The sequence below is a fragment of the Algoriphagus marinus genome (assembly GCF_001936475.1).
GTDB classification, from domain to species: domain Bacteria; phylum Bacteroidota; class Bacteroidia; order Cytophagales; family Cyclobacteriaceae; genus Algoriphagus; species Algoriphagus marinus.
This window is the reverse complement of sequence record NZ_MSPQ01000015.1, coordinates 14,914-32,626: the sequence shown is the minus strand read 5'-3', so window position 1 is coordinate 32,626 and position 17,713 is coordinate 14,914. Positions and strand designations below refer to the sequence as shown.

Below are 17,713 nucleotides of genomic sequence, written 5' to 3'. Positions count from 1 at the left end.
TTACATTCTTTCCGGTACGGAGATACCGAGTAAACTCATTCCTTTTTTTATTGTTTGAGCGGTAAGGTCGGAAAGTGCAACTCGAAAAGCTACAATGGCCGGATCGTTTTCTAGAAAAATCGGAACATCTGCATAGAATCGATTGTATTCTTTTGCCAAATCAAACAGATACTGCGCAATAATGGAAGGAGAATAAGACTCTCCAGCTTGGGCAATCTTCTTTTCAAAATCGTTCAAAAGGAAAATAAGAGCAGCTTCAGAATCTTCCACCTTATTTACCTTAGAAAAATCTACCTGATGGTATTCAATTCCAATTTGCTTTGCTTTTCTTAAAATAGAAGCGATTCGAGCATGGGAATATTGTATAAAAGGACCTGTGTTTCCCTGAAACTCTATAGACTCTTGAGGATTGAAAAGCATTCGCTTTTTAGGGTCCACTTTGAGTAAGAAATATTTCAAAGCTCCTAAACCTAACATTTCGTAAAGTTCAGTCGCTTGGTCAGGATTGAAGCCTTCGATTTTGCCAAGTTCCTTGGTGTGGCTCTCTGCTGTATCCACCATTTCCTGCATCAATTCATCTGCATCCACCACTGTTCCCTCACGGGATTTCATTTTTCCTGTAGGCAGATCCACCATTCCATAAGAAAGATGAAACAATCCATCTCCATAAGGACGGCCTAATTTCCGCATGATCTTATACAATACATCGAAATGGTAATCTTGTTCATTACCAACGACATAAACAGATTTGTCGATCTTGAAATCTTCGTATTTCAAATCCGCTGTTCCCATATCCTGAGTAATGTAGACTGAAGTACCATCCCCCCGAAGTACAAGCTTCTCATCCAGTCCTTCGGCTGTCAAGTCTACCCATACGGAGCCATTTTCTTTTTTGAAGAAAACTCCTTTTTCAAGTCCTTCCTCTACGATGTCTTTCCCTAAAAGATAGGTGTCAGATTCGTAATAAAACTTATCAAAATCCACTCCCATGCGCTTGTAGGTTTCATCAAAACCAGCATAAACCCATTCGTTCATCAATTTCCAAAGTGAAACGACTTCTTCATCATGAGCTTCCCATTTTCGAAGCATCTCCTGTGCTTCGAGTAGGATTGGAGCATTCTTTTTGGCTTCATCCTGGGTTTGCCCCGAGGCTACCAGTTCGGCGATTTGCTTTTTATATTCCTGATCAAAAATCACGTAATATTTTCCAGCCAAATGATCTCCTTTTAAACCTGAACTTTTAGGAGTTTCTCCATTACCAAAGTGCTGGTAGGCCACCATAGACTTGCAAATGTGGATACCACGATCATTCACCAGATTGGCTTTGATCACCTCATATCCGTTTGCTTTCAAGATTTGGGAAACAGAATATCCAAGAAAGTTATTTCGCAGGTGGCCAAGGTGAAGTGGCTTATTGGTATTGGGAGAGGAATACTCTACCATTACCTTTTGCCCGTTAGGAGGCAGTTGCCCAAGATTTTTATTTAAAAGCAATTGTTGAAAAACTCCAATCCAGATTTGATTATTCAATTCCAGATTTAGAAATCCTTTCACCACATTGAAACCTGCAACCTCGGGAACATTTTCCTGAAGGTAGGAGCCGATTTGATTTGCTGTATTCTCAGGAGTCGTTTGAGAAATTTTCAAAAAAGGAAAGACTACAAAAGTATAAGTTCCTTCAAACTCTTTCCGAGTAGGCGCAAGTGCCAATTGATCCAAAGGAACATCAGCATTGAATATATTCTGAAATGCCAGTTGTACCCCAGCTAGTATTGATTCTTGTATGTTCATATTTGATTTTACTACAATAGGTTTTTATACCGCAAAGGGCGCAAAGTTACACAAAGTATGATTTTAGAACTGCCTTGGGCCTTTTGATAATATCACTCTTTTGATTCCGGTTTTCATTTGCAATACATTAAAATTTAGGATTAGACCCAATTTAAAATTCCCCATTTTCAAATAATTTAATGCTTGAGCTACATGGACATTGGTAATCTCTTTTACAGATTTCAATTCCAAGACTAGCTTTTTCTCAACCAAGAGATCGATTTTATATCCTAAGTCAAGATAGATTTCGTCAATTTGGATAGGCATTGATTTTTCTATTTCCACTAAAAGACCTTCCTTTAAAAGTTTATGATGAAGAACTTGCTTGTAAACATTTTCTAATAATCCAGGCCCCAATTGATTGTGAACATCAATAGCAACTCCAATAACTTTATTGCTAAGTTCATCTTCTGATAAAAAACTGAAATCTTCCATTCCCTTTGTGCTCCTTAGCGTGCTTTGTGGTTTGAAATTTTTTTAATTAAAGATGCTAAAATTAGAAATTTTCAACCAATGAATTCGTAGTGATCTCGAGGACTTCGAAGGCGGCTTCTGCCATGGTGTTTTCTGAATCGAGCGTTGGATTTACTTCTACGATTTCCCAACAGCATACACGCTTATCTTTTATTAATTCGGCGTTCAACTGAATTGCTTCTTCCACTGTCAACCCATTTGGTACTGGAGTACCTGTTCCCATAGAAATAGAACTATCCAAACTATCGACGTCGAAAGAAATATAAACTTGATCGCAATCTTTCAGGATTTCTAAAGTCTCTTTAGCAATCTGCGTTATTCCCTTTGTTCTGACCTCGCTCGTTTTGAAATTTTTGATTCCATATTTGTTGATCAGGAAATTCTCAGGCTCTTCGGTATCTCTCACTGAAATAAAAACGATATCGCTAGGAAGAATTTTCGGAAAGTCTCCTCCGATGGTTTTGATCTTTTCCCAATAGGTAATGGTATCCTCTGTTGGCTCATTTACTTTACATTCCAGATTATCCAACTGGCAGACCATTGCCAATGGCATTCCGTGCATATTACCTGATGGCGTGGTGTAGGGCGTATGTAAATCTGCGTGTGCATCTATCCAAATGACTCCAAGTCGTTTTTTTGGCTCTGCTGCTTTGATTCCCATGATGGTGCCGGCCGCAGTGCTATGATCACCTGCCAGAATGATAGGAAATTTTTTTTCCATGCGAAGTGATTCTACAGTGGAGTAGACATTTTTTAGAACTTGGTAGACTCCATCTATATATTTCGCATTTGGAAATTTATTTCCTTTCCAAAGGTAATTATTAGCGTCCTGTACATTGATTGGGTCAAACTGAGTGAAGAAGTTTGACTTTTTATCTAGGCTTGCAATCTTCAATGCATCTATTCCTAAGCTAGCTCCTCTGGTGCCTGCAGCGATTTCGGATCTTACTTCTACTAATTTAATATCACGCATTTTGGATAAATAGTTAAGTTATATCTGGGTGTATTGACCGCGCAAAAGTAGGGAAATTTGACTGAAAAGTTAGATTGCTTTCCAAACTGGATTTAGGGTATATCTAATCCAGAATCTCAATTTTTATATCAAAAGCTAAGATTTGAAGGAATTCAGACTATTTTTAATCTGTATTTTTCCAATAGACCCAAAAACACTACTCATGTTGATTGAATCAAAGTTGCCTGATGTTGAAACCACCATTTTCACGATTATGTCAAAGCTTGCTGCTGATCATCATGCAATAAATCTTTCACAGGGTTATCCTGGATTTAATGCTGATCAAGGCTTGCTGGACTTGGTGACTACCCATATGCGGTTAGGAAACAATCAATATGCTCCTATGAGCGGGGTGCCTATTTTAAGACAGCGAATTGCCGAAAAGGTTCGACTTGAAACAGGGATTCGCTACGATGTTGAAGATGAAATCACCGTAGTTTCCGGTGCTACAGAAGCCATTTTTGCAGCGATCACAGCTACGGTTCTACCTGGTGACGAAGTCATTGTATTGGAGCCTGCCTATGATTTATATGTGCCTGTTATAAAGCTTGCTGGAGGGACTCCAGTTTTTGTTTCGTTGAATATGCCTGATTTTTCAGTGGATTGGGAAAAGCTAAAATCTGCTGTGACTAAGAAAACCAGATTGATTATGGTCAACACCCCTCATAATCCAGGTGGATATGTCTGGACGCAGGAGGATTTGGATAATTTGGCAGATCTTGTCAAAGACAAGAATATCTTAGTAATCTCTGATGAAGTCTATGAACATATTACGTTCGATGGGCGGCCACATTTATCCCTGATGACGCATCCTGTTTTGCGCGAGCGAACTTTTGTGTGTTGTTCCTTTGGAAAGACGTTTCATGTGACGGGTTGGAAAATAGGGTATTGCCTAGCTCCTAAAGAACTAACGGTGGAATTTCGTAAAATTCATCAATTCGTCACCTTTTCAACGCCGACACCTTTTCAGTATGCTATATCGGATTTTATCCAAGATCCAGATACTTATTTGTCACTTCCAAAATTCTACCAAAAGAAGCGGGATTTATTTTGTGAGGGCCTGGAGACCACTGATTTTAAATTTACACCAGCACAGGGAAGTTTTTTTCAATTGGTATCCTATAAGAATTTGTCCGATGAATCGGATTTGGTTCTGGCTAAGCGGCTAACAACCGATTATGGAGTAGCCTGCATTCCTATTTCAGTTTTTTTCCAGGATAAAACCGATCATAAGATTCTGAGATTTTGCTTCGCGAAAAATGATTCAGACCTATTTGAGGCGTTAAACCGATTGTTGAAGGATCCGATTTTTTGAGGTGATTAAGAAATTCAAAATTGAAACATTGGAAATAATATCAGCCCAAAACACTAAAATTCAGGTTCAATGATTGGGACTTAAAACATAAAACAATCAAAATAAAAGCTGATGAACTTTAGGGATTTATTTCGATTCATTTGAATAAACCTAATAAATAAGCAATTTTTGCACAGCGTTAATTTTACACAAAACTACCTGAATGAATTCTTACAAAGACCTGATTGAGCAGACTTTTGATTTTCCTACCAAAGAATTTCATGTTGAGAATAATGAATTGTTCTTCAATGGAGTCAATCTAAAGGAGATAATTGATACCTATGGTACTCCTTTGAAGTTGACTTATCTCCCAAAAATATCGGAAAGCATTCAAAATGCGAAGACTTACTTCAATACCGCAATTGCCGCTCATGATTATAAAGGAAAGTACACTTACTGCTATTGTACCAAATCTTCCCATTTCAGCTTTGTGTTGGATGAGGCTTTGAAAAATGACATTCACATTGAGACTTCCTCGACTTTTGATATTCCATTAGTGAGAAGTCTCTATGAAAAAGGTAAAATCACCAAGGATAATTATATTATCTGTAACGGTTTCAAAAGGGATTTGTATAAGCAGTATATCTCTGAATTGTTGAATGACGGTTTTGTCAATTGTATTCCCATTTTGGATAATATTTCAGAGATCGATTATTATTTGGAGCATGTCAAAGTTCCTTTTCAGGTAGGGATCAGAATTGCAGCGGATGAAGAGCCTAAGTTTGGTTTTTACACATCGAGATTGGGTGTGCGATATAACGATATCATCCAGCTTTACGAGGACAAAATCAAAGACCATCCTTTGGTAAGCCTTAAAATGCTTCACTTCTTTATCAACTCGGGTATTCGTGATACCGCCTATTATTGGTCTGAATTAACTCGATTTATTCAGAAATATGTGGATTTGAAAAAGGTAGCTCCTTCACTGGATACCATGGACATCGGAGGAGGTTGGCCCATTAAGACCAATTTGTTTTTCGATTATGATTACCAATACATGGCTGATCAAATCGTGAAAAACATTAAATGGATGTGTGCTAAAAACAACACCATTGAACCTCATATTTTCACGGAATTCGGTAGCTATACGGTAGGAGAGAGTGGGGCAGTGCTTTATTCTATCTTGGATGAAAAGCTTCAAAATGACAAAGAGCTTTGGTATATGATCGATGGTTCCTTTATCACTCAACTGCCTGATAGCTGGGGATTAAATCAGAAATATATCATGTTGGCCATCAATAATTGGGATGAACCTTATCATAATATCTCACTGGGAGGATTGACTTGCGATAGCATGGATTATTACAACTCAGAGGCCAATCAATACAATATTTATTTGCCTAAAATTGAACCTGGAAGGACACAATACATCGGTTTCTTTCATACTGGAGCTTATCAGGAATCACTTGGAGGTTATGGAGGAATACAGCATTGCCTTGTCCCAGCTCCAAAGCATGTCTTAATTGATCGAGATGAGAATGGAAATGTAACTCACCGCCTTTTTGCCAAAGATCAAACTCAAGAAAGTATGTTGAAAACTTTGGGTTATTAATTCAGAGAGGATTGCTAAATAAAAAAAGGTTTGAATTTCAGAATGAGATTCAAACCTTTTTTATTTTCTGTTTTTGGGTTTTGATCAATGGTGAAACTTTTTGAATTCAATGGAGTAACTTTTAAAGCAAAAGCACTTAATCTAAATTTTCCTGAAGAAGCTATCATTTGCTCTTATTCTCTACTTTTTCACTTTCGCACTTGTCTTTTCACAAGTACTGCGAGGTAAAATCACTGATGCCAAAACTGGCGAAGCTTTGCCTTTTACCAATGTGTTTATCAATAACACAACAATTGGGGCGATATCCGATCTGGAAGGAAATTATGAAATCAAAGGCCAAATTCCTTCAAATTTAGAACTCGTTGCATCTTTTGTGGGGTATGTGACCAAAGTGGAAGAAGTCATCATAGGAAATAGAAATTCTGTCACAGTTGATTTTTCTCTGGAACCCCAACAATCAGTGCTTTCTGAAGTGGAGTTGAAGTCTCGTAGAGATCGGGTTTGGGAGCGGAATTTCAATCGTTTTGAGGATGTTTTTATTGCCGTTCCTGATGATCCAATAGGTTCCAAACTAGTGGAGATCTTAAATCCATGGGTAATTGATTTTGAGCAAGTCAAAGTAGATAAGGGGGCGAATTATGTGAAAGCAACGGCTCAGGAACCAATAATCATAGACAATAATGCCTTGGGGTATAAGATTGAGTTTTATCTCCAAGATTACCGCTGGTCAAAATCCAGTTCCCGGTATTTTGGGCAGGTTTTTTATACGGAGAAAACACCCAAAGATGAGAAACAAGCTCAGTTATGGAGGGAGAATCGTGAAAGTAGTTATCAAGGCTCCAGTAGACATTTGATTCAATCTATCATTGTCAATCAGGCTGATGCGCAAGGATTCCGAATGTACGAGTCAGTAGAGGCTCCCTTAGGCAGAGAACGGACCAACAGCTATGATGTGGAAATGGGACAGACTATCATTCCATTTCCGGTCGATTCTGTTCTAAGGATTCCGTTACAAAATGGAAATTTTCGAATTTTCTGGCCTCAACGGGTCGAGATTCATTACTTGAAGAAATATGCACTTAATGAATATTACCTAGATTTTTATCATCCGATTAGTTGGATCATTGCTCCAAGTGGTTTTTTCGATGTTTATAGAGATGGAATACCTGCAAACCCAACGCAGCTCATCCTTTCCGGAAGAATGGGAAGACAGCGTGTCGCAAGATCATTACCCTATGATTTTGTGCCAGATCTGGAATTTGAAGATTTTGTAGCGGAGGTTGATAGCTCAAAGCGAGCTTTTGACCAATGGAATAAACTTCGCGAGCAACCCTATCTCAGTACAAATAAAGATTTCTACTATGCAGGAGAGGGAGTTTGGCTTGGTGGTCGAATGATTTATCAGAATCAACTTTTGGCAGACTCCTTAAGCAGAGTTTTATATGTGGACTTAATGAATGAAAAATCAGAAGTCCTTCAGCAAGAAATTTTCCCAATTGATTCTGGTCGAATTGCTGGAGGATTTACGCTTCCTGAAAATCTTAAAGCTGGAAATTATTTCCTTCGGGCTTATACGAGATGGATGCTGAACTATCCCGAGCAGGATATTTTTCTCAGACCGATTCCTGTTTTGGAAAAGGGAACTGAAATCAGTATTCAAGCGCCTGAGGAGATCGATTATTTCGGAGATCTCGAGATCAAAATGGAAAAGGAAATCAAGACCGTGGCTAAGGGAATTGAACTTCAGATTGATCTTTCGATTCTGGACGAGTTGGAACAAGCCACAGGTGCGGAGTTTACAGTTTCTATAACTGATGGAGATTTGGTTAGCCCCATTACAAAAAGGCCAACGATACTGAAGGCTTTGGAATGGTTGGACAATGAAGAAAGAGAGGATCAAAAGTTAATCCTAAATCAACAAATCGAATATGGCATTACCGTTCAGGGACGCTTCTTATCTACTCGAAAACGTGATCCGATCATTAACCCCATCACCCTTGTATTGGATGATTTGGCAGATTATGGCTTGGTTTATACAGATTCCTCCGGCTATTTCAGAGCTACTGGATTGAATTTCTCAGACTCAGCCACAATTTCTGCTGCAGCTTTAGACTCAAAGAAAAAATCCTACGGTTCTATTGACTTGATCCAGAAATCAAGCCCTGTTCATCGAGGTTCCTTTCCAAAATTAAGCTACCAACTGGCTCAAACTAAAGTCGGAAATCAGACTTATGACATCAAGGGGGAATTTATCCAAATGGAGGAATTCGTGAAAGAAGATGAGAAAATCGAGCGATTGCAGGATTCAAATTATGGTTATGGTGAGCCAGATCGCCAAGTGACTCAAGAGATGCTGCAAAACTGGCCGGGTTCATCATTAGCATCTATTGTGGGGATGCAGTTTGGGAATGGGAAACTTGGAAATTTCAATTACGGAATTAATGCGGGAAATCCTTTGATTATCATCGATGGCTCGAGATACTTATATGCTGAGGGTGAATCTTATATTGATGTGTTGGATCGCTATATCACAGATGAAATCACTTCACTTTCTATTTATACTTTCAATGCCCCTGTGTTCGGAATGGCGGGATTTGCCGGAGTGATTATGTTTGAAACGATACGAGGGGAGCGATTTGATCCAGTAAATGAGACTAAGTTTGATAATACTGGCTTCCAAAGCTTTCGGATCCGTGGCTATTCTCCAGTTTCAGAATTTGAAAATTCAATCGCCGAAGATGCACCAGTTCAAGTCCGACCAACTATTTATTGGGATCCAAAAGGAAAAGTGACGGCCGAAAACGGGGTTTATTCAATCAAAACGTTACTTTCTCGCGAGGTGGAAAAAGTGAATCTAGTGATCGAAGGTATTACTCAGGATGGACTGGGATTTGTGAAGACTTTTCAGATAAAAGTGAAAAATTAAGATTTGTATTTTCTTCTTAAGCTGAGGATTTGAAAAACAGGTCTAGTCCAGAGAAGTAGGAACTGCTTTTTTCATCTCTTGAATATTTAAAAAGGCAAGACTCAATTTTCTTCAAAACCGGGCCCTTTGACTGCTCTGCCAGGAAAAGCACCTGTGTGTTCTCCATCTTTCAGGACCTGAGTGCCATTCACAAAAACATGAGAAATACCGGTAGCGTATGCGTGAGGCTTTTCAAAAGTGGCATTATCCTGTACTTTCTCCGGATCAAAGATGACAAGGTCTGCAAAATAGCCAGTTTGGAGTAAGCCTCTCTTTTTGATTTTGAGATTACTTGCTGGAAGGCCGGAAAGTTTATGAATTGCTTCTTCTAAAGAGATGACTTTTTCTTCTCGGACATATTTGGCCAAAAGTCTAGAGAAATTCCCATATGCTCTTGGGTGGGTGCTACTTTTCAAGAATACTCCGGAAGTTGCCATTGAGGCCCCGTCTGATCCAAAACTCATGTATGGTAAGGCGATTTGCTTTTTCACATTCTCTTCAGTCATTAAAAAGTAAACTGTTCCCACCCGGCTTCCATCTTGAATCACCAAATCCATTGCGGTTTCCTCCGGGCTTTTTCCGCGTATTTTGGAGACTTCAGTTAGTGTTTTCCCAGTTAAATATTTCAGGGAATCATTATTGAAACCGACTAAAAGTATGTTATCTGTTGTTCCTGCAGCTTGCATCAAGCTTTCCCACTTGACATTGGGATCTTTCATCTCAGCAGCTACTTCCTTCCGGATTGCAGGATCCTGAAGTCTTTTACTCCAAGCTTCAAATCCACCTTCCTGAACCCATGGGGGCATGGCGGCATCTAATCCGGTTGCTCCCGCCACATAATTGTACATGTCTGTGGTGATGTGTAGACCAGCTTTTCTCGCGGAATCAATCTTTTGCACCACTTGATCATACTTTGACCAATTTTTTTGACCACTCATTTTGAGATGATAAACTTCAGCCCTGATATCCGCCTCAGCTGCAATACGGATAAGTTCATCCAGACTTTCCAAAAGTCGATCTCCTTCGCTTCGCATATGAGAGATATACATGCCATCGTATTTAGAAGCAACTTTACAAAGTTCGATCAGTTCCTCAGTACTGGAATAAAATGCCGGTGCGTAAATTAAGGAGGAGCCAATTCCTAAAGCACCTTCTTTCATTCCCTTTTCAACCATGGCACGCATAGCATCCAACTCAGTAGGGGTGGCTTGCCGATCTTCAAAGCCAATCGTATTGATTCGAAGAGTAGTTGCGCCAAGAAAAGAAGCCACATTCGTGGAAACACCTTTTTGTTCCAGGAAATCCAGGTATTCAGCTAAGCTTTCCCAGGTGATATCATATTTAATATCTCCTTGAGAAGCAAGCAAAGCCTGTTTACTCGCTTCCGTGAGCGGTCCCCATGATTCACCTTCGCCAAAAACCTCCAAAGTCACACCTTGTCGAATGTCACCTTCGGACTTTCCATCCTCGATTAATGATTCCACCGCCCAGCTAAGCATATTGATAAATCCCGGTGAAACTACCATTCCCTCAGCATCGATTTCTTCATTGCCTTTTGCTTTGCTCAAATCACCAATAGCAGCAATGGTATCTGCCCGTATACCTACATCACCCAAATAAGAGGCATCACCCGAACCATCTATTATTCTGGCATTTCGGATTAATACATCGTAATTCTCTGGACTGGAGCAGGATAAAAGGTGAAATGAAAGAAAAGTTAGGCTAAGAAAAATTTGAGTATTCATAGAAATGTTGTTTTTGAATTAAAGAAAAAAGAATCCTTTAAAGTCCTTCAGCGTGATCGATCCACTTTCCGTCTAGACCGAGATAAGCTCCCATGCAGTCGGCAGTCATGCAGGAGTGAATAGGTAGAATACCAAGGAGATCTCCAACTTTAACTGTGGCCAATAATTCATCTGAAGCCTTGATAATCCCATGTTCTTGTGAAATGCTTTTTAAGTAGGAGCGATGTTCTGGAATAGTCCAGCCAGTTTCATTGAGCAAGACTACTTCGCCAAAATTTTTATTTCCATCTTCATCGATCAAAACGTCCTTCGCAAAGTGTACTCCACCGCCGTGAATCAGAATTTCTTTTCGGTCTTTTTTGATATCCACCACTGGTACCGCCATGGCAACGGCAATATCTGTTTTATCACAACCACCCAAAGTGGACTGCATCAAGTCATAAAAGACAAAATTACCGGGCCCCATCTCATCGATATCGCCAAAATCCTCCATCACTGCACAGCCTGGGGTATCTCCTGTTCTTGTTACTAAGTTTGGATATTCTGAAATGTACTTGTGTTTAAGCATGGAAAGTGCATTCCGGGTTTGCTCGTAAAGTGCTGGTATATCAGGCATGTAATAGGAGTGGCCAGCATGGAGGTAAAAGCCCTTGAAGTAGAGTTTATCCGAATGACTGGCAATTCGCAAGATCTCTTCAATTAATCCAAAATCAGTTACTTCGACACCTGTTCTTCCATAACCAGCATCAATTTCGATGAAGAAACCAACTTTATGTTCCAACTGATCCACTAGCATTTGGGCTGTGGTTGCATTGATCAATTGAACAGAAATAGACTGATGAGCAGCGATTTTATTTAGTCTTGGAATTTCGAGTGGGTTAAATGGAAAAGCGATGTGAATATTCTCCCAGCCTTGGCCACATAGATATTCCGCCATTTTTATCGAGGAAGCTGTGACCTCAGTGATCCCATATTCCTTGGCCCATTCTCCAATCTGATGGCTTTGAGCGGTTTTAAAATGCGGAACAAGTTTCATGTCATGTCGAGCAGCTTTGTCTGCCATTCTTTTCAGATTCGCTCTACAGATTTTTTCGTCGAGAAGTAAAGTTGGGGAAGTGATTTTATTAAGGTAACTCATTAGTCCAATTTGAGGGTTTAATACTTTTTTGAAATTACGAATTTTGATTTACGATTCATGGAATTTCGCCAAAGTTGAGCCTGCCATTGAATTCGAAGTCTTTTAGAATTTTTTATTGCGTAGCTATTTGAGGTGAATCTAAATTTCCACCCACCCAAAACCTTTCTTTGCAACCGTTTTTATTTTGTTAATTTTGTCCCCCAGAAAAAAAGGCATATTTCTGCCCCAATAGCAACTTAATTGCGCATCAAACCTTCATGGAAGCAAAGAAAATCCGGAGCACTTTTATTGAGTTTTTCCAATCAAAGCAACATCACTACGTCCCTTCTTCACCAATTGTAGTTAAAAACGATCCTACATTGATGTTTACCAATGCAGGGATGAATCAATTCAAAGATGCATTTCTAGGCAATGAGGTCGCCAAATTCCCAAGGGTGGCAAATAGTCAAAAATGTCTTCGGGTAAGTGGAAAGCACAATGATCTGGAAGAGGTCGGAGTAGATACCTATCACCATACCATGTTTGAGATGCTGGGCAATTGGTCTTTTGGTGATTATTTCAAAAAAGAGGCAATTGCTTGGGCTTGGGAACTTTTGACTGAAGTCTATGGACTTTCCAAGGATAGACTATACGTTTCTGTCTTCGAAGGTGATCAAGAGGATCATCTTGAAATGGATAAAGAGGCTTTTGAGCTTTGGAAAGCAATAGTACCTGAGGATAGGATTATCATGGGTTCCAAGAAAGATAATTTCTGGGAAATGGGCGATACAGGACCTTGTGGACCTTGTTCAGAGATACATATTGATCTCAGATCTGACACTGAGCGGCAGGCTATTCCAGGAAGAGATTTGGTGAATAACGATCATCCTCAGGTCATCGAAATTTGGAATCTTGTTTTCATGCAGTTCAATCGCGTTTCAGATGGAAGTTTAAAACCGCTTCCGGCGACCCATGTGGATACCGGGATGGGATTTGAAAGATTGGTACGTGCAATCCAGCATAAATCATCAAACTATGACACCGATTTATTTACCCCATTCATCGCTGAATTGGAGAAGAAATCAGGAAAGAGCTACGGTAAAAATGAGCAAACAGATATTGCTTTTAGAGTGATCGTAGATCACATTCGGGCGATCAGTTTTACAATCGCCGATGGTCAGATTCCTTCCAATAATAAAGCAGGTTATGTTATTCGAAGAATTTTGAGAAGAGCAGTTCGTTATGGATATACCTTCTTAGGATTCAATGAGCCATTTTTATATGAATTGACTCCAATGATTGCCACTAATTTTGGGGATATTTTCCCAGAGGTGAGGCAGCAGCAAGAATTCATTTCTAGGGTGATTTTTGAGGAAGAGACTTCTTTTCTCCGAACCTTATCTAATGGTCTCAAAATGCTAGACCAAATCAAAACTGAACTGAAAGCGAAGAATGAGACTGTAATTCCAGGGAAAACTGCTTTTGAATTATATGATACTTTTGGATTTCCTCTTGACTTGACCTCACTGATTGCCAGAGAAAATGGGTTGTCGTTGGATGAGCAAGGCTTTGCTGCTGAAATGGAAGCGCAAAAAAATCGATCTCGTGCTGCTTCCGAATCTGAAACCGGAGATTGGGTGATGGTTCATCAAGATGAAGGAGTTGAATTCATTGGTTATGATTTTCTTAAGGCGGATTCCAACATTATCAAATACCGAGTGATTTCCGATAAGAAAGGCGATCGCTATCAGGTAGTTTTAGATAAAACACCTTTTTATGCAGAGAGCGGTGGACAAGTAGGTGATACAGGTTGGTTAGTCTCAGAAGTTGAAAAAATCCGTGTAGTCGATACAAAGAAAGAGAATGATCTTATTGTTCATTTTGTAGAAAAGCTGCCAGAACATCCGGAGAAGCAGTTTTCTGCTGAAGTAGATCAGGAAAAGCGTTCGCTTACAATGAATAATCATACAGCAACGCATTTGCTCCAATCAGCACTTAAGGCAGTCCTCGGAGATCATATTCAGCAGCGTGGTTCTCTAGTGAATGATCAGTTACTTCGTTTTGATTTCTCTCATTTTGGGAAAATGACTGAAGAAGAAATCGAGCAGGTTGAAAATATTGTCAACGCTAAAGTTCGCGAGAATATTCCTCTTTTGGAACGTAGAAATGTGCCCATCGAAGAAGCAAAAGCGCAAGGAGCAACTGCTCTTTTTGGAGAGAAATATGGAGAATTTGTTCGTGTAATCACCTTCGATCCAGAATATTCAGTTGAACTTTGCGGTGGTACACACGTGCCTTCTACGAGCCAGATCGGTTTAGTGAAAATCGTTTCTGAAGGTTCTATTTCCACTGGAGTTCGTCGAATCGAGGCAATTACTTCAAAAGCAGCTGAGTCCTATTTGCGGGAGCAAGAAAACGTATTGAAAGAAATTCAAGAGCTACTTAAGAACCCAAAGGATGTGAAGAAAGCCATTGAGGCATTGCTTGAAGAACGAAATACCCTGAAAAAGGAAATTGAAAGCTTGCATCTTGAAAAATTCGCCGGAGTAAAAACAAGCCTTTTAACTAAGTTTATTAAAGGTGAAGGAATAAACACTCTTATCGCTAAAGTAGAACTGCCAAATGCGGATTCGCTAAAGAAACTTGCTTACGAGTTGAAAAATGAAGTTGAAAATGCATTCGTGATTTTAGCTGCTTCTATTGATGGTAAACCTCAGATCGCTGTGATTCTGGAGGAGTCTCTCATCAATTCTAAAAATCTAAATGCCGGTCAAATCGTTAGAGAACTTGCAAAGGAAATCCAAGGAGGGGGAGGAGGGCAACCTTTCTTCGCGACAGCTGGAGGTAAAGATCTCGCGGGCTTAGATCGAGTGATAGCTAAGGCTAAAGAATTGTACCTATAAATAAGAGGGGATAAGAACGAATGTTAAGCGAAGAATTAAAAAATAAATATCAGTTGGTTATTGGTTTGGAGGTGCATGCTCAACTGCAAACTGTAAGTAAAATATTTGCTGCTGATTCGACAGCTTACGGTAATTCTCCTAATACACAGATTTCTGTAATCACGCTGGGGCATCCTGGTACACTTCCAAAGGTTAACAAGAAAGCAATTGAGTACGCAGTTAAAATGGGATTAGCCTGTGATTGTGAGATTACAAGAAACACAAGCTTTGACCGTAAAAATTATTTCTATCCAGATCTTCCAAAAGGATACCAAATCACTCAAGACAAGGCGCCGATATGCGTGGGCGGTTTTGTGCCAATTATTCTTCCTGATGGAAAAGCCAAAAGTGTTAAACTTAATAGGATCCATTTAGAGGAAGATGCGGGGAAATCCATTCACCTCGCTGAGGAATCAGATACTTTAGTGGATTTTAATAGAGCAGGAACAGCTTTGATTGAAATCGTATCAGAACCTGATTTGCAAAGTCCGGAAGAGGCTTACTCATTTTTAGCTGAAATCAAAAAGCTTGTCAGATACCTTGAAATATGTGATGGAAACATGGAAGAAGGGTCTCTTCGATGTGATGCCAATGTTTCAGTTATGCTTAAAGGTGCTGCTGAATTAGGAAAGAAAGTTGAGGTTAAAAATATGAATTCCTTTCGCAATGTTTTTCGGGCAATTGAGCATGAGCATGAGCGTCTGATTAACTTGATTGAAGGAGGAGAATCGATAATTTCAGAGACAAGAACTTTTGATGCCAATACAGGTACTACCTCCAGTATGCGTACCAAAGAGGATTTGAATGATTATAGATATTTTCCTGAACCAGATTTGAGTCCTGTTGTTATTTCTGAGGAATGGTTGAAGTCAATCAAGTCGACGATGCCAGAATTACCACGTGAACTTCATTACAAATTTGTGAATGAATATGGTTTGCCGGATTATGATGCGAGTTTTCTTACCGAGACGAGAGAGATAGCCTTGTGGTTTGACGGACTTTGTGCAAAAACTAAAAACTATAAATCAGCTTCAAACTGGATGATGGGACCAATTAAGTCTTATCTGAATGAGATGAATTTAGAGATTAATAATTTTCCTATAAGTACCGATTCAATGGCTGATTTGATTGCCTTGATTGATGCTGGAAAGGTAAGTTTCTCTATAGCTTCCCAAAAAGTATATCCTGAAATGTTGAAATCCACTGAGGAGACACCATTTCAAATTGCCAGTCGGTTGAATTTGATTCAGGAATCAGATGAGTCCTCGTTGAAACCAATTGTAGAAAGCGTAATTGCTGAAAACTCAGCTAAAGTGAAAGAGTATCGATCTGGAAAGAAAGGTCTTATGGCTATGTTTATGGGGCAAGTGATGAAAAAATCTCAGGGAAAAGCTGATCCAAAAGTTGCTACTAAATTATTGATAGAATTATTAGAAAATTAATACATGAAATCGAGCTTGACTCAAGAGTCATACACTGTGATGTCCCGATGGCCATCGGGATCAACCAAGTGAGATTCCATATGACCTATAAAATGAAATTATAAACAGATGAAAAAATATATGTTCGGAATCTTATTTCTTTCTGCTTTTGGGGTTTTCTCATGCGGAGAAGTTGAAAATCAAGCAGACGGGAAAGTTCAATTGACCGGAAAAGTTGAAAATGCCCCTGAAGGATTTATAATTCTTTCACAATTTACTGATGCTCGTCCTAAGGTGTTGGATACGCTCGAAGTAAATGCAAACGGTGAGTTTTCTTATCAAATAGAAGTGGATACTCCCACGTTTTATGACTTAAATCTATATGGTAGTAAGTCAGTTCGGTTAGCCTTGCTCAAAGAGGATGTGGAAGTGAATTATGACTTTTCGAATGAGGGAAGCCTGGATATCAAAGGATCGAAGGATACCCAAGAAATGTTAAAGATTGAAACTTTAATGTCAAACTATCAAGCAGAAGTGAATAAGTTGAATGAGGCATACTACGCCGCGATGAGCGCCAATGATACTGATGCAATCAAGCAGATTCAGGTGCAGGCTATGCAACTAGAGAGTAATCAGGCAAATGCCGTGAAAGAAACCATAAATAGCATGGGTTCAAGTTTCGCGACTTTAGCAGCTGTAGGATTATTAAATCCTAAAAATGAGTTTCAGTTTTTAGATAGTCTGGTGGCTAAACTAAATGAAAACTATCCAGACACTAAGATGGTCATTCAGATGAAGCAGCAATTGGATGAGATGAGAGCACTTTCTATGGGACAAATTGCTCCTGACTTTGAACTACCAACCCCAGATGGGAAGATGGTGAAATTGTCAGATTTGAGAGGGAAATATGTGATGATCGATTTTTGGGCAGCCTGGTGTAAGCCATGTAGAGAAGAAAATCCAAATGTGATAAGACTTTATGATCAGTATAAAGATAAGGGTTTTGATATTTTGGGAGTTTCGCTGGATAGAACAAAAGACGCATGGGTAGAAGCCATTAGTCAGGATGGTTTGAAGTGGACCCAAGTATCTGATCTCGAATATTTTAATTCAAAAGCAGCTACCCTATACCAAATAGAGGCGATACCTGCTACCTACTTACTTGATCCAGAAGGAAAGATTATTGGTAAAGATCTTAGAGGCCCAAGCTTGGAAAGTAAATTAGCAGAGATTTTTGATAAATAAAAAACCCAAACTCAAACTCATAAAAAAGCCTTCTGATATGTTCAGAAGGCTTTTTT

11 protein-coding genes are annotated in these 17,713 nt (G+C 39.3%); 6 read left to right on the top strand and 5 right to left on the bottom strand.

From position 1 onward, the window contains the following. From argS to BVC88_RS18905, 3 genes are all read right to left on the bottom strand, one after another. Window positions 1-1,791, bottom strand: coding sequence for an arginine--tRNA ligase (argS, locus tag BVC88_RS18915; protein WP_075352299.1), 1,791 nt, complete (start codon window positions 1,789-1,791; stop codon window positions 1-3). Window positions 1,792-1,854: 63 nt separating this feature from the next. After that, on the bottom strand, window positions 1,855-2,265 hold the full coding sequence (locus tag BVC88_RS18910; RefSeq protein ID WP_075352298.1) for a GxxExxY protein: 411 nt from the start codon (window positions 2,263-2,265) through the stop codon (window positions 1,855-1,857). Between the two features lie 61 nt (window positions 2,266-2,326). Further along, window positions 2,327-3,277, bottom strand: a complete 951-nt coding sequence (locus tag BVC88_RS18905) for an arginase (protein ID WP_075352297.1) — start codon at window positions 3,275-3,277, stop codon at window positions 2,327-2,329. 202 nt (window positions 3,278-3,479) lie between these two features. Between BVC88_RS18905 and BVC88_RS18900 the strand changes: the two genes are divergently transcribed. From BVC88_RS18900 to BVC88_RS18890, 3 genes are all read left to right on the top strand, one after another. Further along, window positions 3,480-4,631, top strand: a complete 1,152-nt coding sequence (locus tag BVC88_RS18900) for a methionine aminotransferase (protein ID WP_075352296.1) — start codon at window positions 3,480-3,482, stop codon at window positions 4,629-4,631. Window positions 4,632-4,833: 202 nt separating this feature from the next. Continuing rightward, window positions 4,834-6,222, top strand: coding sequence for an arginine decarboxylase (locus tag BVC88_RS18895; protein WP_075352295.1), 1,389 nt, complete (start codon window positions 4,834-4,836; stop codon window positions 6,220-6,222). Window positions 6,223-6,367: 145 nt separating this feature from the next. Continuing rightward, window positions 6,368-9,148 (top strand): carboxypeptidase-like regulatory domain-containing protein, encoded by a 2,781-nt coding sequence (locus BVC88_RS18890; RefSeq protein ID WP_083639167.1) that lies wholly within the window; start codon window positions 6,368-6,370, stop codon window positions 9,146-9,148. Between the two features lie 101 nt (window positions 9,149-9,249). On the opposite strand, the gene BVC88_RS18885 is transcribed toward BVC88_RS18890, so the two are convergent. Both BVC88_RS18885 and BVC88_RS18880 read right to left on the bottom strand, forming a co-directional pair. Further along, window positions 9,250-10,932 carry an N-acyl-D-amino-acid deacylase family protein gene (locus BVC88_RS18885; protein ID WP_075352293.1) on the bottom strand — a complete coding sequence of 561 codons (1,683 nt, stop codon included), beginning with the start codon at window positions 10,930-10,932 and terminating at the stop codon, window positions 9,250-9,252. 37 nt (window positions 10,933-10,969) lie between these two features. Next, complete coding sequence (locus BVC88_RS18880; protein WP_075352292.1) at window positions 10,970-12,070, bottom strand: alanine racemase; 1,101 nt, start codon at window positions 12,068-12,070, stop codon at window positions 10,970-10,972. A gap of 257 nt (window positions 12,071-12,327) precedes the next feature. Between BVC88_RS18880 and alaS the strand changes: the two genes are divergently transcribed. From alaS to BVC88_RS18865, 3 genes are all read left to right on the top strand, one after another. Next, window positions 12,328-14,952: an alanine--tRNA ligase gene (gene alaS, locus BVC88_RS18875; RefSeq protein ID WP_075352291.1), complete on the top strand. Its 2,625-nt coding sequence runs from the start codon at window positions 12,328-12,330 to the stop codon at window positions 14,950-14,952. A 20-nt stretch (window positions 14,953-14,972) separates the two neighbouring features. After that, entirely contained in the window at window positions 14,973-16,433 is a 1,461-nt protein-coding gene (gene gatB, locus BVC88_RS18870; protein WP_075352290.1) for an Asp-tRNA(Asn)/Glu-tRNA(Gln) amidotransferase subunit GatB, read from the top strand. 108 nt (window positions 16,434-16,541) lie between these two features. Then, on the top strand, window positions 16,542-17,657 hold the full coding sequence (locus BVC88_RS18865) for a TlpA disulfide reductase family protein (RefSeq protein ID WP_075352289.1): 1,116 nt from the start codon (window positions 16,542-16,544) through the stop codon (window positions 17,655-17,657). The last annotated feature ends 56 nt before the right edge of the window (window positions 17,658-17,713 follow it).